At 72.3% G+C, this 20,931-nt stretch carries 15 protein-coding genes and 1 pseudogene; 4 read left to right on the forward strand and 12 right to left on the reverse strand.

Annotated elements, in window-relative coordinates; translation table 11 throughout:
• Window positions 1-82 precede the first annotated feature (82 nt).
• The 8 genes from gap to B7P34_RS28045 form a co-directional block, all read right to left on the reverse strand.
• Window positions 83-1,087 (reverse strand): type I glyceraldehyde-3-phosphate dehydrogenase, encoded by a 1,005-nt coding sequence (gap, locus tag B7P34_RS28010; protein ID WP_030366607.1) that lies wholly within the window; start codon window positions 1,085-1,087, stop codon window positions 83-85.
• A 131-nt stretch (window positions 1,088-1,218) separates the two neighbouring features.
• Entirely contained in the window at window positions 1,219-3,621 is a 2,403-nt protein-coding gene (locus B7P34_RS28015) for a M14 family metallopeptidase (RefSeq protein ID WP_106680990.1), read from the reverse strand.
• Window positions 3,622-3,762: 141 nt separating this feature from the next.
• The gene (whiA, locus tag B7P34_RS28020) at window positions 3,763-4,770 is read right to left on the reverse strand and encodes a DNA-binding protein WhiA (protein ID WP_030366605.1); all 1,008 of its coding nucleotides are present in this window, start codon (window positions 4,768-4,770) and stop codon (window positions 3,763-3,765) included.
• A complete protein-coding gene (locus B7P34_RS28025) occupies window positions 4,761-5,759 on the reverse strand; it encodes a gluconeogenesis factor YvcK family protein (RefSeq protein WP_223268311.1) in 999 nt (332 codons plus the stop codon). Before B7P34_RS28025 ends, whiA begins: the two co-directional genes overlap by 10 nt.
• A 50-nt stretch (window positions 5,760-5,809) precedes the next feature.
• Window positions 5,810-6,712, reverse strand: a complete 903-nt coding sequence (gene rapZ / locus B7P34_RS28030; protein WP_043189059.1) for an RNase adapter RapZ — start codon at window positions 6,710-6,712, stop codon at window positions 5,810-5,812.
• A 96-nt stretch (window positions 6,713-6,808) separates the two neighbouring features.
• Entirely contained in the window at window positions 6,809-8,857 is a 2,049-nt protein-coding gene (gene uvrC / locus B7P34_RS28035) for an excinuclease ABC subunit UvrC (RefSeq protein ID WP_106680992.1), read from the reverse strand.
• A gap of 204 nt (window positions 8,858-9,061) precedes the next feature.
• On the reverse strand, window positions 9,062-9,940 hold the full coding sequence (locus B7P34_RS28040; protein WP_223268308.1) for a hypothetical protein: 879 nt from the start codon (window positions 9,938-9,940) through the stop codon (window positions 9,062-9,064).
• Between the two features lie 4 nt (window positions 9,941-9,944).
• Window positions 9,945-10,571, reverse strand: coding sequence for a papain-like cysteine protease family protein (locus B7P34_RS28045; RefSeq protein ID WP_106680993.1), 627 nt, complete (start codon window positions 10,569-10,571; stop codon window positions 9,945-9,947).
• 235 nt (window positions 10,572-10,806) lie between these two features.
• Here B7P34_RS28045 and B7P34_RS28050 point away from each other — a divergent pair, with 235 nt between their 5' ends.
• Window positions 10,807-11,766, forward strand: coding sequence for a hypothetical protein (locus tag B7P34_RS28050; protein WP_106680994.1), 960 nt, complete (start codon window positions 10,807-10,809; stop codon window positions 11,764-11,766).
• Between the two features lie 17 nt (window positions 11,767-11,783).
• On the opposite strand, the gene B7P34_RS28055 is transcribed toward B7P34_RS28050, so the two are convergent.
• Complete coding sequence (locus tag B7P34_RS28055; protein ID WP_106680995.1) at window positions 11,784-12,236, reverse strand: Rieske (2Fe-2S) protein; 453 nt, start codon at window positions 12,234-12,236, stop codon at window positions 11,784-11,786.
• Between the two features lie 136 nt (window positions 12,237-12,372).
• Window positions 12,373-15,285, reverse strand: coding sequence for an excinuclease ABC subunit UvrA (gene uvrA, locus B7P34_RS28060; protein ID WP_106680999.1), 2,913 nt, complete (start codon window positions 15,283-15,285; stop codon window positions 12,373-12,375).
• A 253-nt stretch (window positions 15,286-15,538) separates the two neighbouring features.
• On the opposite strand from uvrA, the gene B7P34_RS28065 reads away from it, so the two are divergent.
• The 3 genes from B7P34_RS28065 to B7P34_RS28075 all read left to right on the forward strand — a co-directional run bounded on the left by B7P34_RS28065 (window position 15,539) and on the right by B7P34_RS28075 (window position 18,492).
• Window positions 15,539-16,231, forward strand: a complete 693-nt coding sequence (locus B7P34_RS28065; protein ID WP_106680996.1) for a maleylpyruvate isomerase family mycothiol-dependent enzyme — start codon at window positions 15,539-15,541, stop codon at window positions 16,229-16,231.
• Window positions 16,232-16,270: 39 nt separating this feature from the next.
• Complete coding sequence (locus tag B7P34_RS28070; RefSeq protein ID WP_106680997.1) at window positions 16,271-16,927, forward strand: MBL fold metallo-hydrolase; 657 nt, start codon at window positions 16,271-16,273, stop codon at window positions 16,925-16,927.
• A 242-nt stretch (window positions 16,928-17,169) separates the two neighbouring features.
• On the forward strand, window positions 17,170-18,492 hold the full coding sequence (locus B7P34_RS28075) for an MFS transporter (protein ID WP_223268309.1): 1,323 nt from the start codon (window positions 17,170-17,172) through the stop codon (window positions 18,490-18,492).
• A gap of 40 nt (window positions 18,493-18,532) precedes the next feature.
• On the opposite strand, the gene B7P34_RS28080 is transcribed toward B7P34_RS28075, so the two are convergent.
• Window positions 18,533-19,594: a TerC family protein gene (locus B7P34_RS28080; protein ID WP_223268310.1), complete on the reverse strand. Its 1,062-nt coding sequence runs from the start codon at window positions 19,592-19,594 to the stop codon at window positions 18,533-18,535.
• A 120-nt stretch (window positions 19,595-19,714) separates the two neighbouring features.
• Window positions 19,715-20,931, reverse strand: a pseudogene (locus B7P34_RS28085) (hypothetical protein); the annotation flags it as partial.

Raw genomic sequence — 20,931 nt, forward strand, 5'->3', positions numbered from 1 at the left:
TCGTACGACGCTCCATCGCGTCGTACGAGCCCCGTCCCCTACATCCCGATGCCTGTGATCGTACGATCAGCGGGCAGAGAGATCAGAGCTGGCCGCCGACGAAGACGGTCAGGTCCACCAGGCGGTTGGAGTAGCCCCACTCGTTGTCGTACCAGCCGACGACCTTGACCTGCTTGCCCTGGACCATCGTCAGCTGCGAGTCGAAGGTGCAGGAGGCCGGCCAGTTGACGATGTCGGAGGAGACGATCGGGTCCTCGGTGTACTCGAGGATGCCCTTGAGCTGACCCTCGGCGGCCTTCTGGAAGGCGGCGTTGATCTCTTCCTTGGTGGTCTCGCGGTCGAGCTCCAGGACGAGGTCGGTGACCGAGCCGGTCGGGACCGGGACGCGCATGGCGATGCCGTCCAGCTTGCCCTTCAGCTGCGGGAGGACCAGGGCGGTGGCCTTGGCGGCACCGGTCGAGGTCGGGATGATGTTCTCCGCGGCGGCGCGGGCGCGGCGCAGGTCGGAGTGCGGGAAGTCCAGGATGCGCTGGTCGTTGGTGTACGCGTGGACCGTCGTCATCATGCCCTTGACGATGCCGAAGCTCTCGTCGAGGACCTTGGCCATCGGCGCCACGCAGTTGGTGGTGCAGGAGGCGTTGGAGATGACGTGGTGGTTGGCCGCGTCGTACTTGTCCTGGTTGACGCCCATCACGATGGTGATGTCCTCGTTCTTGGCCGGAGCCGAGATGAGGACCTTCTTCGCACCGGCGGCGAGGTGCTTGGCGGCGTCCTCGCGCTTGGTGAAGATGCCCGTGGACTCGATGACGATGTCGGCACCCAGCTCGCCCCAGGGCAGGTTCGCCGGGTCGCGCTCGGCCATCGTCTTGAAGGTCATGTCGCCGACAGTGATCGTGTCGTCGGTGTGGCTGACCTCGTGCTTGAGGCGACCGAGGATGCTGTCGTACTTCAGCAGGTGCACCAGGGTGGCGTTGTCGGTCAGGTCGTTGACACCGACTACCTGAATGTCCGCACCCTGCTCCAGGAGCGCGCGGAAGTAGTTACGACCGATACGGCCAAAGCCGTTGATGCCTACGCGGATCGTCACGAACCGATCTCCTCGTTGGTGTGCCGGACTGTCCGCCGGCGGGCTGTTTTGGGATGTCCCCGACCACCACCGACCCTACCTCTAAGAAGGTGGGGACGTGACATTGGCGTCACTGGGCCTCTGGAGCGGCTTCACCCCTTGACAGAGCGCAGGGCTGCACTAATGAGCGCGGACCGTTCGGCGGGGTCCGGGACGTGCTGCAGGCCGAATCCCAGGAGCACCGTGGCGGGGGTGGAGACGGCGGCCGCGCGGCGCGCGTCCGCCGCCGCGACACAAGCGCCGTCACGGAGCGTGACGGCGCTTCGAGTGCACCGGGCGTCCGTTGCGCCGTTCGTGTACTCCCCCGCGGCGGCGCTGCGGAACTGCGGGAAGTCCGCCGGCGGCAGCTCGTCGGAGATGGGGGTGTACGCGCCCGCGCCGTCCGCCGGGCCGCCGAGGCGGACGGCCGTGCCGGCGAGGGCGCCGGTCCCGGCGAAGCCCGCGGGGGCGGGCTGCGACAGGCGGCTGCCCGCGCCCAGGTAGTACTGGCTGAAGTCGTTGGTCTCGGCCTCGCCGACGAGGGCGTAGCCGCCCGCCTGTTTGCCCACGGCGACGAGCTTGCCGCCCTCGTTCACGAAGTCCCGCACGGCCAGCAGGGTGGCGCCGCCGGGGCGGTTGTCCCCGGAGTACCAGACGACGCTCTTGAAGTGGCCGAGCACGCCGAGCGCGTGCGGCGCGCCCTGGGTGGCGACGTCCCAGACGGCGGCTTCGCGGCCGGCCGCGGCCAGGGCGCCGGTGTAGACGGCGGTGTTCCGGGCGGCGGCCGTGCCGCCCTCGTCGGCGATCACCAGGGTGTCGGCCTCGGGGCGGTGCGCCACGGTGTAGGTGAAGGGTTCACTGGCGGTGGGCTTCCCGTCCCGCGTCCGGCCGGTGTACCAGACCTGGACCGCCGAGCCGGGCTCGGCGCCCTCGACGTAGGCGCGGTACTCGGCGAACCGGATGCTGTCCCTGCCGCCGTAGCGGTCGCCGCCCTTCCACGCCTCCAGCGGGGCGGAGTGCGTGGGCCCGCCGTCGATGCGGTAGTTGAGGCGGAGGTCGCGCAGGCTCTTGCGGGCGGTGACGGAGACCTCCTGCTCGTCGCCGAGGGCGTAGGAGGTGGTGAAGGCGTCGGGGGTGAAGTCGGGGGCGGTGAGGCCCACGGACGAGCGGGGCCGGTCGTCTCCCTCGCGGTTGACGGCGGTCTCGGCCACGGACAGCGCGAACGGGACGTTCTTCGCGAACTCCTGCTGGATGAGCTTCTCGTCGTCGGGGAAGCTGAAGGACGACGGGCAGTCGGCCGGGTCCCAGCGGTCATTGGGATCGGCCTCGGACGCGGTGCGGCAGGTCGACATCTCCGGGGTGAACATCATCGTTCCGTTGACGTTCGCCGCGTGGCCGTCGGCCTCGCCGTTGGTCGTGTAGAGCTCGGAGGAGACCTGGGGGTGGTAGCCCGGGATCGCGGACTTCTCCGGGGTGCCGGCGAGCGCCTTGTACAGGACGTCGTCCGGGGTGGGCGTGGCGACCTGCCAGCCGACGCCGTAGAGCAGCAGTTCGGCCGCCGAGTGGTAGTTGACGGCGTAGCCGAACCGGTGCTTCTTCTCGAAGGCGTCGAGCGCCCGCGTCTCCGGCTCGGAGGCGGGAGCCGTGCCGCGGTAGGTCTCGGAGCCCGGGCGGGGCGACGAACCCTCGTTGTCGTAGCCCCACTTGTAGGGGAAGTTGCGGTTGAGGTCGACGCCGTCGCCCGGGGTGATCTTCCCGTCGCCGTTGTTGTCGCGCAGGTTCTTGCGCCACAGGCGGGTGTCCGGGCTCTGGAAGGTGTAGTCGTAGCCGTCGGGGTTGGCGGAGAGGACGAACCAGAGTTCGGCGCGGTCCACGACGTCGGTGAGGCGGGCGTCCTTGCCGTAGCCGTCGAGGTAGTGGTGGAGCAGCCGCCTGGTCATCTCGGGCGTGATCCACTCCCGGGCGTGCTGGTTGGACATGTACAGCACGGCGGGCTTGCGGCCGTCGGGCTCGGTGCGCGCGTCCTTGCTGAGCTTCAGGGCGAGGATGTCCTGGCCGCGGACGGTCTTGCCGATGCTCACGACCTTGGTGAGGCCGGGGTGGGCCTTCGCGGTGTCCAGGAGCTCCTGCCGGAGGCCGTTCTTGCCGCTGTACGGGCGGAAGACTCCGTCGCCCGCGGCCTTGAGGCGTTCCTTCGTGCGCTGGGAGATCCGCTTCTCGGTGAGGCCGACGCCGCGGTCACGCAGGTCACGGGCCTGGCCGGGGGTGAGGTAGAGCTCGACGGAGGCCGCCTTGGTCCCTTGCGGGCGCTCGGCGAGCTCCTGGCCGTCGACGCCGGCCGCGAGCAGCAGCGGCACCTGGTCGGCGGTGATCCTGGCGGTCCAGACGGCCGGTGCGCCGTCACCGTCGCGCGCCGCGGGTGCGGCGGCGGGCTGTGCGTGGGCGAAGGGTGCCGCGGCCAGTCCGCCGAAGAGCAGCGAAGCCGCCGCGAGGACCGATCTTGTCCTGCGTCTCATGAGCCCCCCTTGCTGTTGTCTGCCACGTCATGCACGGACGCCAGACTGGAGAGGCTGCATGATCATGTCAATGATGCGGAAAGAGCCACTCTCCGGCGCCCTGCACGGCACCGGGTGGCTCGGACCGGAGGCGGCGGCCGGTCAGCCGGCCATGCCCTCCGCCATCTCCTCGGACAGGTCGGACAGGTCGGAGAGGTTGGACTCGGTGCCGGGGATGCCGAGGTCCTGGGCGCGCTTGTCGGCCATGGCGAGCAGGCGCCGGATCCGGCCGGCGACCGCGTCCTTGGTCAGCGGCGGGTCGGCCAGCGCGCCGAGCTCCTCCAGGGAGGCCTGCTTGTGCTCCATGCGGAGCCGGCCCGCGGCGGCGAGGTGCTCGGGCACCTCCTCGCCGAGGATCTCCAGCGCCCGCTGCACCCGGGCGCCGGCCGCGACGGCGGCACGGGCCGAACGGCGCAGGTTGGCGTCGTCGAAGTTGGCGAGGCGGTTGGCCGTGGCGCGGACCTCGCGGCGCATCCGCCGCTCCTCCCAGGCCAGCACCGACTCGTGCGCGCCCAGGCGGGTGAGCAGGGCGCCGATCGCGTCGCCGTCGCGGACGACCACGCGGTCCACGCCGCGCACCTCGCGCGCCTTGGCCGCGATCTGCAGCCGGCGGGCCGCGCCGACCAGCGCGAGCGCCGCCTCGGGCCCGGGGCAGGTCACCTCCAGGGAGGAGGAGCGGCCGGGCTCGGTGAGGGAGCCGTGGGCGAGGAAGGCACCCCGCCAGGCGGCCTCGGCATCGCAGGTGGCGCCGGAGACGACCTGCGGGGGCAGCCCGCGGATCGGCCGGCCGCGGCCGTCGACCAGGCCGGTCTGGCGCGCCAGCTGGTCACCGCCCGCCACCACCCGGACCACGTACCGGCTGCCCCTGCGGAGCCCGCCGGGGGCCATCACCACCAGGTCGGAGGCGTGCCCGAAGATCTCCAGGATGTCCTTGCGCAGCCGCCGGGCGGCGATCCCGGTGTCCAGCTCCGCCTCGATCACGATGCGCCCGCTGACCAGGTGCAGACCGCCCGCGAACCGCAGGATCGCCGAGACCTCCGCTTTCCGGCAGCAGGTGCGGGTGACGGGGAGCCGGGAGATTTCATCCTTCACCGCTGCCGTCATCGCCATGGGCCGATCCTTCCATGCATCCGAAAAATACGGTCGTACGCGGCGGCCAACAGCTCCGGGTCATGGGTGGGGGAGCCGTCGGGCGCGGCGACCGGCGCCAGCTCGACCGCGGCCCCGAGCCGCTTCGCGGCTTCGGTGAGGCTCTCCCGGTCGGGCACGGCGGCCTCGTCGGCCAGCACCACGTCCAGGGCGAGTTTAGGGGCGTGTCGGGCCAAAACCTCCAAATGACGCTGCGGGGAGAAGCCATCGGTTTCACCCGGTTGTGGTGCGAGGTTCAACGACAGCACCCGGCGGGCCTTGGTCTCCTGCAGGGCTTCCAGCAGCTCGGGGACGAGCAGGTGCGGGATGACGGAGGAGAACCAGGAGCCCGGGCCGAGCACGACCCAGTCGGCGTCGAGCACGGCGGCGACGGCCTCGGGCACGGCCGGCGGGTCCTCCGGGACGACGTGCACGGACTGCACCTCGCCGGGGGTCAGCGCCACCGTGGCCTGGCCGCGGACGGTCGTGACGGCGTCGGGGTCGGCGGGGTCGTGCCCCTTGACGAGCGCCTGCAGCTCCAGCGGCACGGCGGACATGGGCAGCACCCGGCCGTGCGCGCCGAGCAGCTTGCCGACCAGGTCGAGGGCCTGGACGGGATCGCCGAGCTGCTCCCACAGGGCGACGATCAGCAGATTGCCGACGGCGTGGTCGTGCAGATCGCCCTCGCTGGTGAAGCGGTGCTTGATCACCCGGGCCCAGGTCTGGCCCCAGTCGTCGTCGCCGCACAGGGCGGCGAGGGCCTTGCGCAGGTCGCCGGGGGGCAGCACGCCCAGCTCGTCGCGGAGCCGGCCGCTGGAGCCGCCGTCGTCGGCGACGGTGACGACGGCGGTGAGGTCGCCGGTGATCCGGCGCAGGGCGGCGAGCGAGGCGGACAGGCCGTGCCCGCCGCCGAGGGCGACGACCTTGGGCTGGGCGCCGCGCTTCGTGCGCCCCTCGGGGCCGCGCGTCACCCGGCCGGGGACGAGGCGGCGCACCCGGCGGAGCCTGGACGTGCGGCCGGTCACTCGCGCCCCATGTCCCGGTGCACGACGACGGTCTCCACGCCCTCGGAGACGAGGCGGTGGGCGAGCTTCTCGGACATGGCGACCGAGCGGTGCTTGCCGCCGGTGCAGCCGACCGCGATGGTCACGTAGCGCTTGCCCTCGCGGCGGTAGCCCGCGGCGATGAGCTGCAGGAGCTCGGTGTAGCGGTCGAGGAACTCCTTGGCGCCGGGCTGGTTGAAGACGTAGCCCGAGACCTCCTCGTTGAGGCCCGTGAAGGGGCGCAGCTCCGGCACCCAGTGCGGGTTGGGCAGGAAGCGGCAGTCCACCACGAGGTCGGCGTCGACGGGCAGGCCGTACTTGTAGCCGAAGGACATGACGGTGGCCCGCAGCTCCGGCTCCTCCTCGCCCGCGAACTGGGCGTCCATTTTGGCGCGCAGCTCGTGGACGTTGAGGCTGGAGGTGTCGATCACCAGGTCGGCGTCGCCGCGCAGCTCGCGCAGCAGGTCCCGCTCGGCGGCGATGCCGTCGACGATGCGCCCGGAGCCCTGCAGGGGGTGCGGACGGCGCACGGACTCGAAGCGGCGCACCAGGGCGTCGTCCGAGGCCTCCAGGAAGATCACGCGCCGCTTGACCTGCTTGGCGGCCAGGTCCGCCAGGGACTCGCGGAGGTTGTCGAAGAACCGCCGGCCGCGGACGTCCACGACCACGGCGATGCGGGCCACGTTGCCCTGGGAGCGGGCGCCGAGATCCACCATGGTGGGGATCAGGGCGGGCGGCAGGTTGTCGACGACGAACCAGCCGAGGTCCTCCAGGCACTTGGCGGCGGTGCTGCGGCCCGCCCCCGACATGCCGGAGATGATCACCAGTTCGGGGATGCCCGCGGTCTCGGCCGCCGCATCCGCCGTCGTGCCCGTACTCACCTGTGCTCCGTCTCGGTCGTTCCCGGTCATGCTGCTACCCCCGTCTCACCGACGGCGCCGCGGGCGCGGCCCCGTCCTTCCATACTGCGTGTCCCGTCATTCCCCCGCCTCTTCCATGATCTCGCCCGTCGCCGTGTTCACGGCGGGGGCGGGCGGGGCTGCCGCCGCGAGCGCGGCGGCGATCGTCTCGGCGGTCTTGCGACCGATGCCCGGCGCCTCGCAGAGCTGCTCGACCGTGGCGGCGCGCAGCCGCTTGACCGAGCCGAAGTGCTTGAGCAGGGCCTTCTTGCGGGTCTCCCCCAGGCCCGGCACCTCGTCGAGCGGCCCTGCCCTGAGCGTCTTCGTGCGTTTGCTGCGCTGGTAGGCGATGGCGAAGCGGTGGGCCTCGTCGCGCACGCGCTGCAGGAGATAGAGGCCCTCGCTGGTGCGGGGCAGGACGACGGGGTCGTCCTCGCCGGGCAGCCAGACCTCCTCCAGCCGCTTGGCGAGGCCGCAGACGGCCACGTCGTCGATGCCGAGCTCGTCCAGCGCGCGGCGGGCGGCGGCCACCTGCGGCTGCCCGCCGTCGACCACGACGAGCTGCGGCGGGTAGGCGAAGCGCTTGGGGCGGCCGTCCTCGGCGCGGGCGTCCACCGGGCCGGAGCGGTCGTCCATCAGGCCGGCGCGGCCCTCCACCGGGCCGGCGTGGCCGTTCTCCTCCTCCGCGGCCTCGACGGCGTTCTCCTCGGACCACTCCCCCGCCTTCTGCTTCTCCTGCAGATAGCGGCGGAAGCGCCGGCCGATCACCTCGTGCATCGACCGGACGTCGTCCTGGCCCTCGAACGACTTGATCTGGAAGCGGCGGTACTCGCCCTTGCGGGCCAAGCCGTCCTCGAAGACGACCATGGACGCGACCACGTCCTGCCCCTGGAGGTGGGAGATGTCGAAGCACTCGATGCGCAGCGGCGCGGAGTCCAGCTCCAGGGCCTCGGCGATCTCCTCCAGCGCCCGGGAGCGGGTGGTCAGGTCGGAGGCGCGCTTGGTCTTGTGCAGGACGAGGGCCTGCTGGGCATTGCGCTGGACCGTGGCCATCAGGTCCTTCTTGTCCCCGCGCTGGGGGATGCGCAGGTCGACGCGGGAGCCCCGGCGCTCGCCCAGCCACTGGGCGACGGGCTCCACCGGCTCCGGCAGGGCCGGGACCAGCACCTCCTTGGGCACCGCGTCGCCGCTCTCCTCGCCGTAGAGCTGCTGCAGGGCGTGCTCGACGAGGCCGGCCGTGTCGACCGCCTCCACCTTGTCGGTCACCCAGCCGCGCTGGCCGCGCACCCGGCCGCCGCGCACGTGGAAGATCTGCACCGCGGCCTCCAGCTCGTCCTCCGCGACGGCGATGAGATCGGCGTCGGTGGCGTCGGCGAGGACGACGGCGTTCTTCTCCATGGCCCGCCGGAGGGCCTCTATGTCGTCCCGCAGACGGGCGGCCTTCTCGTACTCCATCTCCTCGGCGGCATCGTGCATCTGCCGTTCCAAACGGCGGATGTACGCACCGGTACGTCCGGCCATGAAGTCGCAGAACTCCTCGGCGAGTTCGCGGTGCTCCTCGGGGCTGACCCGGCCGACGCAGGGAGCGGAGCACTTGCCGATGTACCCCAGCAGGCAGGGGCGGCCGATCTGGGCGGAGCGCTTGAACACCCCGGCCGAGCAGGTGCGCACGGGGAAGACGCGCAGCATCAGGTCGACGGTCTCGCGGATGGCCCAGGCGTGGGCGTACGGGCCGAAGTAGCGCACGCCCTTCTTCTTGGGGCCGCGCATGACCTGCACGCGCGGGAACTCCTCGCCCAGGGTGACGGCGAGGGAGGGATAGCTCTTGTCGTCGCGGTACTTGACGTTGAACCGCGGGTCGTACTCCTTGATCCAGGAGTATTCGAGCTGGAGCGCCTCGACCTCGGTGGAGACCACGGTCCACTCGACGGAGGCGGCCGTGGTCACCATCGTGCGGGTGCGCGGGTGCAGGCCGGCGAGGTCCTGGAAGTACGAGGAGAGGCGCGAGCGCAGGCTCTTCGCCTTCCCGACGTAGATCACCCGGCCGTGCTCGTCACGGAATCTGTAGACCCCCGGCGAGTCGGGGATCTGTCCCGGCTTGGGTCGGTAGCTGCTGGGGTCGGCCATGTCACACACCCTACTTGCGGGCAGTGACAATCGGCGTCCGCCCGCGGAGGGACCGGCTCCGCCCCCCGGCGGGGGGTGGCCGCCGGGAACGGAGCCGGGAACGCGGGGCGGATCAGGGTGGATCAGGTCCGGTCAGGGGGGACCGGACCGGACCGGATCGGGTCGGACCGGATCGACAGGGATCCGGCCGGACCCGGGCCCGGGTCAGCGGCGCCGGAGCCTGCGGCGCGCCACCACCGCTCCCGCGCCGAGCAGCAGGGCCGTGCCGCCGGCCGCCGCCGCGGACGTCGTGCTCAGCGGGCCGGAGCCGCCCTGCGGCGCGGGCGCCGCCTGCTGCTCCGCGGCCCCGGCGGGCTCCTGGCCGTAGCCGCCCGCCTGCCCCTTCTTCGCGTACGCGGAGCCGGGCAGCTTGTCGCCGTACGCCTTGTGGACGCGGGCGCGGTAGGCGTCGAGCGTGGTGCCCAGCGCGCCCACGGCCCGGACGGCGTCGTCGTCCAGCGGCAGGACCCGGTCGCCGCGCTGGACGTACCAGGCGTCGATCTGGGGCTCGCGGAAGACGGTGCCCCCGCCGAGCTTCTGCTGCCCCTCGGCGGCGTAGCGCGTCTCGTCGTCACCGGTGGCGATGTTGACGACCTTCCAGTCGCCTCCGGTGCGGGCGGTCCACACCGACGCCTTCTGGCCGTCGGCCGAGACCGCCTTGCTGGCGAGGAAGTCGAGCGTGGCGACGGGGGCGCCGTCCTTGCCCGCCACGAACTCCGGGGAGAGCGTGTAGACGGGCACGGTCGCGCCCTCGATCCTCGGCTGCGCCTTCGCCGCGGCGACCGCACCGTCGCGGGCGAAGAAACGGGACAGCGTCCCGAGGGTCGCGGAGGAGGCGGCCGCGTCGTGCGCGGCGGAGACTCCGGCGGCGGTGGGGGCCGCGGGAGGCGCCGGGACGGCGGCGTGCGCGAGCGGGGCGAGGCCGAGGGCGGCGGCGGTGACGGCGCCCGCGGCCACCGCACGGGCCGCGTTGCGCCGGGAGTGCTGCCGCCGGGCCGCCTGACGGGGCATCCGGTCGGTCGTACGGGTCGTCCGGTCGGTCATGACGTCACGCCCCGATCCGGTAGAGCGAGTGGGTCCAGGAGAAGTTGTTGTTGTTCACGTACCAGTCGTGGGAGGCCCAGTTGTAGCGGTTGCTGGAGGGCCAGGGGTCGCCCCAGTACACGAACCCGCTCGCGTCGTCGTAGCCGTAGAGGACGTGCATGTGGCCGCCGCCGGAGGACCACTGGATGCGGGTCTCGATCGGCCGGTTGCCGTTCACCTCGCTCTGGACGGTCGGGTAGCGCAGCCAACCGGTCACGTACGAGCCGGGATTGATGCCCGCCCACTGCAGGGCGGTCTGCACGTTGCCCAGTGTGGCCTGGTTGTTGGGGCACTCCGTGCCCTGCTGGCGCCGGAAGGCGGCGTTGCAGAACTGGTTCTGGGTGTAGTTGCGCCCGAACCAGGTGGCGATGGTGTTGCCGGAGGCGGCCCAGCACCAGTTGCTCTTCTGCTGGGCCTGCATGGTGATGTTGAGCTTCTTCGAGGCGCGCAGGGACGCGTGGTCCCCGCCGGCCGCCGACGCCGTGGTGGGGACGGCGAGCAGCGCGGCCGCGACGACGGCTGCGGTGGACAGCCGTCTGCCGCGTATGCGGGCCTTTCCGGGCTTGTTCAGTTGTGCCGATGCACGGGACATGGACGTTCCTCCCGAGGCGGGGGGTGGTGATGGAGGCGCGTCCGGACGCTGGTGAGGAGCATCAGGGAGTTGTCAGTGAATGGTCAACCGGCTTCAATGCTCGGTGAGCCGACGGTGTGAACGAGGCGTACCGGATGTGAACGTCCGCTGCCCGGCCATGCGGATCACAGCGGTCCGGCGGGGTCCGCCGCAGTCACCGCTTGTGAATATTCACAGAGCACAGGGGTGGGAACGGATGGCACGCACACGACCCGGCGGGGATCCGGACGCCCACGCCGCTGAGGCCGAGCTGGCCCGCGCCCTGCGCACCGGGCCGTTCCACGCGGCGCTGCGCACGGCGCTGAGCGTGCGGGGGCTCGCGCTGCACCGGGTGCAGCACCGGCTCGCGCAGCGCGGCGTGCACGTGGGCGTGACGAGCCTCAGCTACTGGCAGCAGGGGGCGCGCCGGCCGCAGCGGCCGGAGTCGCTTCGGGCGGTGCGGGTCCTGGAGGAGGTCCTGGAGCTGCCCGCCCACTCCCTCACCCGGCTCCTGGAGCCGGCCGCGCCGCGCACCGGCGCCGAGCGGCCGGCCGCGCGCTCGTACCGTTCCCTGGTCGAGGAGTCCCGCGCGCTGGAGCGGCTCCTCGCCGAGCTGGAGTCGCCCGCCGACGGCGGCCTGCACACCGTCTGTCACCTGGAGCGGGTCCGCATCGGGGCCGGCCGCGAGCTGCGGGGGCGCGACTCCCACCACGTCGTGCGCGCCCACCGGGACGGCGTGGACCGCTACCTCGCCATCCACCACGGGGACGAGGGCTGCGACCCCGGCCGGGTGGCCGTGCGGGCGAACGAGAACTGCCGCGTGGGGCGGGTGCGCTGGCACACGGCGGCCGGCGTCCTGGTGGCCGAGCTGCTCTTCGACACGCGGCTGCGGGCCGGGGAGACCCACGTCTTCGGCTACGGCTTCGACGACGGCACGGCCGGGCCCGCCGCCGAGTACGTGCGCGGCTTCAGCTTCGCGGGCGGGCAGTACGTGCTGCAGGTCCGGTTCGACGCCGCGGCACTGCCCGCGCGCTGCCTGCGCTTCACCCGCAGCTCGGCGGCGGCGCCCCGCGGCGGGCTGCAGGAACTGACGCTCGCCGGCCGCCACCGCATGGTGCACCTGGTGGAGCCGTGCGTGCGGCCGGGGATCGTGGGGATCGCCTGGGAGTGGGCGTAAGCCCGCCCGGCGAGGGCTTACGCCTCGGGGCCCGCGATCAGCTTGCCGCCGGTCGCGCGGACCGGGACGGACGGCAGGGGGTCGCCGGCCGGGCCCTGGAGGACCTTGCCGGTGTTCGCGTCGAACTCGCTGCCGTGGCAGGGGCAGCGCACCTTGCCGTTGTCCACCTTGTCGGCCACGCAGCCCGCGTGCGTGCACACCGCGCTGAACGCCTTGTACTGGCCCTGCACGGGCTGCGAGACGATCAGCCGCTGCTCGCGGAAGAGCCGCGCCTGGCCGACGGGGATGTCGGCCGCCGGGCCGAGCTCCACCGGCGCGGTGGGCACCGGGGCGGCCTTGGGGCCGGTCTTGCCGTCGCAGGCGGCGGCGCCCAGCCCGGCGACGCCCGCGAGCGCGGCGCCCCGGAGCACGGTGCGGCGCGACGCGCAGGGGGGCTCGGCGGGGCTCTGCGGGGACGAGGGGGTGCTCATGGGGGCTCCAGCGCTGGACTCTCGGTGACTGCGCACCGACCTTACCCGGCGCCCCGGAGCTCCCCGCGGCGCGGCGGCCGCACTGCGGGGACGGGCCCTCCCGCGGGAGGGCCCGTCCGGTGCCGGAGGCGGGTGCTCAGCCCCGCCGGGCCGCGGCCTTCTTCCTGGCCGCCGGCTTCTTGCGGGGCAGCGGCACCGCGTCGCTGACGCGGTCCCCGAGCAGCTCGCGCAGGAACTTGCCGGTGTGGCTGGACGGCACCGACGCGACGTCCTCGGGCGTGCCCTCGGCGATGACGAGGCCGCCGCCGCTGCCGCCCTCGGGGCCCATGTCCACGACCCAGTCGGCGGTCTTGATCACGTCGAGGTTGTGCTCGATGACGATGACGCTGTTGCCCTTGTCGACCAGGCCGGACAGCACCGAGATGAGCTTGTTGATGTCCTCGAAGTGCAGGCCCGTGGTGGGCTCGTCCAGGACGTAGACCGTGCGGCCCGTGGAGCGCTTCTGCAGCTCGCTGGCGAGCTTCACGCGCTGGGCCTCGCCGCCGGAGAGCGTCGGCGCGGACTGCCCGAGGCGGACGTAGCCGAGCCCGACCTCGTTGAGCGTGCGCAGGTGGCGGGCGATGGTGGGCACGGCCTCGAAGAAGGACAGGGCCTCCTCGATGGGCATGTCCAGCACCTCGGCGATGGACTTGCCCTTGTAGTGCACCTCCAGGGTCTCCCGGTTGTAGCGCGCGCCGTGGCAGACCTCGCACGGCACGTACACGTCCGGCAGGAAGTTCATCTCGATCTTGATGGTGCCGTCGCCGGAGCAGTTCTCGCAGCGGCCGCCCTTGACGTTGAAGGAGAAGCGGCCGGGCAGGTAGCCCCGGACCTTGGCCTCCATCGTCTCCGCGAAGAGCTTGCGGACGTGGTCGAAGACGCCGGTGTACGTGGCCGGGTTGGACCGCGGCGTGCGGCCGATGGGCGACTGGTCGACGTGGACGACCTTGTCGACCAGGTCGTCGCCGTCGACGCGGGTGTGGCGGCCGGGCACGGCCCGGGCGCCGTTCAGCTCACGGGCGAGGTGCGTGTACAGGATGTCGTTGACCAGCGTGGACTTGCCGGAGCCGGAGACGCCGGTGACGGCCGTGAGCACGCCGAGCGGGAACGAGACGTCGATGTCCTGCAGGTTGTTCTCACGGGCGCCGCGGACCGTGATCCGGCGGCCGGGGTCGACGGGGCGGCGGACGTCCGGTATGGCGATGGCCTTCTTGCCGGAGAGGTAGTGCCCGGTCATCGACTCCTTGTTGCGCAGGAGCTCCTTCAGGGGGCCGCTGTGGACGACCTTGCCGCCGTGCTCGCCGGCGCCGGGGCCGATGTCCACGACCCAGTCGGCGACCTTGATGGTGTCCTCGTCGTGCTCGACGACGATGAGGGTGTTGCCCATGTCGCGCAGGCGGACGAGGGTCTCGATCAGGCGGTGGTTGTCGCGCTGGTGGAGGCCGATGGAGGGCTCGTCCAGGACGTAGAGCACGCCGACGAGGCCGGAGCCGATCTGGGTGGCGAGGCGGATGCGCTGGGCCTCGCCGCCGGAGAGGGTGCCCGCGGCGCGGTTGAGCGAGAGGTAGTCCAGGCCGACGTCGACGAGGAACTTCAGCCGTTCGTTGACCTCCTTGAGGACCCGCTCGGCGATCTTCTTCTCGCGGCCGGTGAGCTTCATGTCCCGCAGGAAGTCGGCGCACTCGCTGATCGACATCGCCGAGACCTCGGCGATGGACCGGCCCTGGACGGTGACGGCGAGCACGATCGGCTTCAGGCGGGTGCCCTCGCAGGTCGGGCAGTTCACCTCGCGCATGTAGCCCTCGAAGCGCTCGCGGCTGGCGTCGCTCTCGGCCTCGGAGTGGCGCCGCTTGACGAACGGCACCGCGCCCTCGAAGGCCGTGGTGTACGCGCGCTCGCGTCCGTAGCGGTTGCGGTAGCGGACCTCGATCTGGGTCTTGTGGCCGTTCAGGAGGGCCTTCTTGGCGCGCGCGGGCAGCCCGGCCCAGGGGATGTCCGTGCGGAAGCCGAGGGCGTCGGCGAGGGCGTCGACCAGGCGGCTGAAGTAGTCCTTGGTGTGGCCGTGGGACCAGGGGCTGATGGCGCCCTCGTCCAGCGACTTCTCCGGGTCCGGGACGATCAGCTCGGGGTCGACCTCCATGCGGGTGCCGATGCCGGTGCACTCCGGGCAGGCGCCGAAGGGCGAGTTGAAGGAGAACGAGCGCGGCTCCAGCTCCTCGAACGACAGGTCGTCGTAGGGGCAGTAGAGGTGCTCGGAGTACATCCGCTCGCGCTCGGGGTCGTCCTCGTCGAGGTCGACGAAGTCGAGGATGACCATGCCGCCGGAGAGGCCGAGGGCGGTCTCGACCGAGTCGGTCAGGCGGCGCTTGGCGCTGTCCTTGACGGTGAGGCGGTCGACGACCACCTCGATGGTGTGCTTCTCCTGCTTCTTGAGCTTGGGCGGCTCGGAGAGCTGGATGGTCTCGCCGTCCACCCGGGCCCGGCTGTAGCCCTTGGTCTGCAGGTCGGAGAAGAGGTCGACGAACTCGCCCTTGCGCTCGCGCACCAGCGGCGAGAGCACCTGGAAGCGGCTGCCCTCGGGGAGCTCCAGCACCTTGTCCACGATCGCCTGCGGCGACTGGCGGGTGATGGGGCGGCTGCACTCGGGGCAGTGCGGCTTGCCGATGCGGGCGAAGAGCAGCCGGAGGTAGTCGTAGACCTCGGTGATCGTGCCGACCGTCGAGCGCGGGTTGCGCGAGGTCGACTTCTGGTCGATGGAGACGGCCGGGGACAGGCCCTCGATGAAGTCCACGTCGGGCTTGTCCATCTGCCCGAGGAACTGCCGTGCGTAGGAGGAGAGCGACTCGACGTAACGGCGCTGCCCCTCGGCGAAGATCGTGTCGAACGCGAGGGACGACTTGCCCGAGCCGGAGAGCCCCGTGAACACGATCAGGGAGTCGCGGGGGAGGTCGAGCGAGACGTTCTTGAGGTTGTGCTCGCGAGCGCCACGGACGATGAGACGGTCAGCCACGCCGGTCGGCACCTTTCTTGAGAACGATATCGATGGGCCCGCTCCATGCGGTCGCCTTCGGGAGCGCTTCCCGGGAGCGGTTCTTGCGGGCGGTTTCCTGGGGCGGTGAGGCGCACGCCCCCGGTCCAGGGTAGGGGGGCCGCCGCGTTGTTGTCGGATGCGATGCCCCACCGAGCCTATAGCACGCACATTCGATTTACGGCCGGAGTCCGACACCTTCACCCGGACGAGTGGCGGCGCTATCGTCGGCCGCATGATCGACCACGTGCGTGACCTGGCATCTGTACGCGAAGCGACCGATCGCTTCCTGAGCGCGGCCGGCAAGCTCGACGACACCGCCGTCGCCGGGCCGTCCCGGCTCCCGGGCTGGACCCGCGGCCACGTGCTGGCCCACGTCGCGCGCAACGCCGACGCGCTCGTCAACGTCCTGGCGGGCCGCCCCATGTACGCGAGCGGCGAGGCCCGCGACGCGGACATCGCCCGGGACGCGGACCGCCCCCTGGAGGCCCACCTCGCCGACCTGCGGGACAGCGCCGCGCGGCTGAGCGCCCAGGCCGCCGTCCCCGCCGACTGGAGCCGCACCGTCGTCATGCGCAACGGCGTGACCGACCGGGCCGCCCGGGTCCCCTTCCGCCGCTGGATCGAGCTGGAGCTGCACCTGGTGGACCTGGACGCCGGCTACGAGCTGCAGGACCTGCCGGAGGAGTTCACCACCCGGGAGATCGCCTTCCTCGCCGACCGCTGGTCGGGCCGCACGGAGGTCCCCGCCGTCACGCTCGTCGCCGGCGACGGCAGGAGCTGGGCCATGGACGGCGCCGCGGAGGGCGCCCCGATCACCGTCACGGGCTCCCCGGCGGCCCTCCTGGGGTGGCTCGCGGGCCGCGGCGACAAGGGCGCGACGCTGGAGACGGCCGGGGGGCCGCTTCCCGCACTCCCCCCGCTTTAGCGGGGGTGGGGGAAGGGGGTGAAGGCATAGGCTGGCGACATGACGTACAGCGGAGCGGTGAAGGTCGGCGGACCGGCGGACGTGCACGAGCTGACCGACCTGATGATCTCGAAGGTCGCGGTCGGCCCGATGGACAACAACGCCTATCTGCTGCGCTGCCGCGCAACGGACGAGCAGTTGCTGATCGACGCCGCGGCCGAGCCGCATACCCTGCTCTCCCTGATCGGGGACAGCGGCATCGCGTCCGTGGTGACGACGCACCGGCACGGCGACCACTGGGGAGCCCTGCGCGAGGTGGTCGACGCCACCGGCGCCACCACGTATGCGGGCCGCGAGGACGCCGAGGGCATTCCCGTGCCGACGGACGTACCGGTGAGCGACGGCGACGTCATCCGCGTCGGCCGCGTCGAGCTCACCGCCCGCCACCTCGTGGGCCACACCCCGGGCAGCATCGCGCTGGTCTACGACGACCCGCACGGCCACCCGCACGTGTTCACCGGGGACTGCCTGTTCCCGGGCGGTGTCGGCAACACCCACGACGACCCGAAGGCCTTCGCGAGCCTCCTGCACGACGTGGAGACGAAGCTCTTCGGGCAGCTGCCGGACGAGACCTGGATCTACCCCGGCCACGGCGCGGACACCACGCTGGGCGCCGAGCGGCCCCACCTCGCCGAATGGCGCGCACGCGGCTGGTGAAGCGGCACTCAAAGACTGAAGCAGCACGCAAAAAAGCCCGGGCCTGTGAGCCCGGGCACGCAGTGAGGCCGTCCATCCAAATTCCTCCGGATGCGGCGGCCTCACTCATTAAGTTACACCCCTTCGAGCCGGATGGCCATACCTACGCAAATCCGGACGAAAAAATTCGCGACTCCCCCGCGCCCCCCGCCGCGCACCCGCACGCCCGTTGCCTGCCCTGCCGGCTGGATGTTGGGCAGTACATGCACCCGCCCCGCACCGCGCCGCACGGCGCGCCGTCCATGCCGCGCCTGGCGCTCGCCGCCATGGCCGGCACCGCCATCGAGTTCTACGACTTCTACGTCTACGGGACCGCCGCCGCGCTCGTCCTCGGGCCGCTGTTCTTCCCCACCGCGTCGCCACTGCTCGGCACCCTGGCCGCCTTCGGCACCTTCGGGGTCGGCTTCCTGGCCCGCCCGCTGGGCGCGGTGCTCTTCGGGCACATCGGCGACCGGCACGGCCGCCGGCCCGTCCTCATGGCCTCCCTGCTGCTGACCGGCCTGTCCACGGTCGCCGTGGGCCTCGTGCCCACGTACGGCAGCATCGGCGTCGCCGCACCGCTGCTCCTGCTCGTCCTGCGGTTCGCGCAGGGCCTCGGGCTCGGCGGGGAGTGGGGCGGGGCGGTGCTGCTGACCGGGGAGCACGCCCCGGCGCACCGCCGCGCCCTGTGGACCAGCTTCCCGCAGCTCGGCGCTCCGACGGGGTTCCTGCTGGCCAACGGCCTCGCGCTCGTGCTGTCGGCGGGGCTCGGCGAGGCGGGCTACCTGGCCTGGGGCTGGCGGGTGCCGTTCTGGGGCGCGGGCCTCATGGCGGCGGCGGGCCTGCTGCTGCGCTCGCGGCTCCCGGAGACGCCGCAGTTCCGCGCGCTGGAGGCCACGGACGCCCGGGCGGCCCTGCCCCTCGCCGAGCTCCTGCGCGGCCACTGGCGGCCGGTCCTGCTCGTCGCGGGCGGGCTCTCCCTCGTCTACGCCTTCCACTACGCGATGAGCACCTGGGCCCTGGCCTACGGCACCGAGCGGCTGGCGGTCGGCCGCACGGTCATGCTCGGCTGCATCATGGCGGGCGTCGGCGTGTCCACCCTGCTCATCCCGTTCTTCGCCGTGCTGGGCGACCGCTACGGGCGGCGCTTCCTGTGCCTGGCCGGCAGCGCGGGTCTCGCCCTGTGGATGGTCCCGCTGGTGGCCCTGCTGCACACGGGGCGGCCCGTGTGGATGACGCTGGGCTTCGGGGTGGCGGCGGTGCCCTTCGCGGCGGTGGTCGGCGTCGTCGCCGCCTATCTCCCGGAGCTGTTCGAGACCCGGGTTCGCTGTACGGGGGCGGCGGTCGGCTACAACCTGGCCGGGGTGCTGGGCGGCGGCCTCACCCCGGTCGTGGCGACGGCCCTGGCGCAGGGTTCCGGCCCGCCCTGGGCGGTCGCCGGCTACCTCGTGGCCGTCGCCGCCGTCAGCCTGGGGTGCTTCGCGCTGCTGCCCGAGACCCGGCCGGCAGCGGCGCCCGGAACCGCGCCGGAGGCCGCCCCCGCCTGAGCGGGGACGGCCTCCGGGGGCACGTGAGGGCGGGGCGCCGTCAGACGCGGGCGGCGTCCTCGGCGTCGCCGGCGTTCCCGCCTTCCGGAGCGGCCGTCGCGGCCTTGAGGGCCTCGGCCTCCGCCCCTGCCTGCGGCACCGCCGCCGCCTCGGCCTCCGCCTGCTTCCGCGAGGCGCGGAGGCTGGTGATCGTGGTGACGACCAGCACCGCGCAGATGACGCCGAGGGACACCGGGATGCTGATCTCCGGGACGCCCACGCCGTTCTCGTGCAGGGCGTGCAGCACCAGCTTGACGCCGATGAAGCCCAGGATGACCGACAGGCCGTACGAGAGGTGGACGAGCTTCTTCAGCAGGCCGCCGATCAGGAAGTACAGCTGCCGCAGGCCCATGAGGGCGAAGGCGTTGGCGGTGAAGACGATGTACGGGTCCTGGGTCAGGCCGAAGATCGCGGGGATCGAGTCCAGGGCGAAGAGGACGTCGGTGGTGCCGATCGCGAGCATGACGATCAGCATCGGCGTCATCAGGCGCTTGCCGTTCTCCACGACGAAGAGCTTGGTGCCGTGGTAGCGGTCGGTGGAGGGGAACCGCTTCTCGACCAGCTTGAGGAAACGATTCTCTTCGAACTCTTCCTCCTCCTCACCGGCGCGCGCCTCCTGGATGAGCTTCCAGGCGGTCCAGATCAGGAAGGCGCCGAAAAGGTAGAAGATCCAGGAGAAGTTGGCGATGATCGCCGCGCCCGCGCCGATGAACACGGCCCGCAGGACGAGGGCGATCAGCACGCCGACCATCAGCACGCGCTGCTGGTAGACGGGCGGGACCGCGAACTTCGCCATGATCAGGACGAAGACGAAGAGGTTGTCGACGCTGAGCGACTTCTCGGTGATGAAGCCCGCGAAGAACTCGCCGGCCGGCTGACCGCCGCCGAAGAGCAGCAGGCCGAGGCCGAAGAGACCGGCCAGGGCGACCCAGACCGCCGTCCAGATGCCGGCTTCCTTGAGGGAGACCTCGTGCGGCTTGCGGCCTCCGATGAAGAAGTCGGCGGCGACGAGGGCGCAGAGACCGAGGATGGTCAGCGCCCACAGGGTCAGGGAGACGTCCACTGTTCCTCCGGGTGTCGTACGGGCACGTCGGCGGTCGGCGCCAGTCCCCAAAACGGTACAGGAAGACCCAAGGAACAGTAAAGGAAAACCCAAAAGCCCAGCTCAGCGGCCCTTTGCTTACTAAATGCCGTAGGCCTGCCGCGCCTGGCCCACCCGCTGGAGCACCTGCCGGACGACGTCGCTGCCGGCCGGCACGAGCGACGGCTCGTACGTCCAGGCGTGCCCGACCCACGGGTCGGCGAGGTGGTCGTCGGGGACCGGCGTGATCCTCAGCAGGGCGCGCCAGAGCGGGTCGAGCACCGGCCCGTAACCCCGGGTGTCCTCCCGGTCGGCGACCATCATCAAGTGCACCCCGACCGACGGGCCCTCGTCCGCGAGGTAGCGCAGCTGGTTGACCGCGCGGTCGTCGAAGCCGTGCGGGAAGTCGTTGACGATCAGCAGCTGCTCGGCGGTGTCCAGGTCCGGCGGGAGGGAGTCGGCGGCGCCGCTGCGCACGGCCATCTGCACCAGGTCGACGCGGCGCGTCAGCCGCTCCAGCAGCGCGGAGACGCCCTGCGCCCCGGCCGCGGGCGGCTCCTTCAGCGCGCCGCTCTGCAGCAGCGGCGCGAGCGCTCCGCCGGCCGCGCCCGCCGGATCGATGACGTGCACGGTGAAGTCCCCGACCGGGTACACGGCGAGCAGCCGCGCGGCGTGGGCGACCGCCGTCTCCATGGCGAGGCGGCGCAGCTCGGTCGCGTCCACGACCGCCGACTGCAGCCCGGAGGGGCGGCCGCTGTCGATCCACAGGCCGCGCTCCAGGGGCAGCCTGACCAGCATGGGGATCCGCAGGCCGGTGCCCTCCGGCAGGTGCAGCTCGCCCAGGCGCAGGGCCATGGGGGTCTCCAGCGGCACCTGGTAGCCCTGCCAGACCGGGCTGTCCCAGCGGGCGAAGGCCGGCGGCAGGGCGTGCTCGACGACCTCGGCCTCGGCGGTGAGCTGGGCGAGGTCCCGGTCGAGGACGGCGCGGGCCTGCTCCACCAGGCTCGACTGCCGGGCGCGGGCCTCGGCCCGGGCCGCGTCGGCGGCGGGACCCACCCGGGTGGCCGGGTCGGAGAGCACCTTGTCGAGCTCCTGCTCCAGGCGCGACTCCGCGAAGTCGACGGCGCTGCGGTAAGCGGCGGTCGAGCGGGCCAGGTCCTCGAACATGCCCCACACCTGGTTGTAGAGCCGCTCGTCCATGGTCCAGCCGTTGGCGTCGCCGGCCACCGGGCGCGGGGGCTGCCCCGGCTCGGCGGGCTGAGCCGCCGGGGCGGGTGCGGGGGGCGTGGCGGTGGCGCGGCGGGGGTGGCGGTAGTCGA

Source organism: Streptosporangium nondiastaticum, assembly GCF_003011965.1.
GTDB lineage: Bacteria > Actinomycetota > Actinomycetes > Streptomycetales > Streptomycetaceae > Streptomyces > Streptomyces nondiastaticus.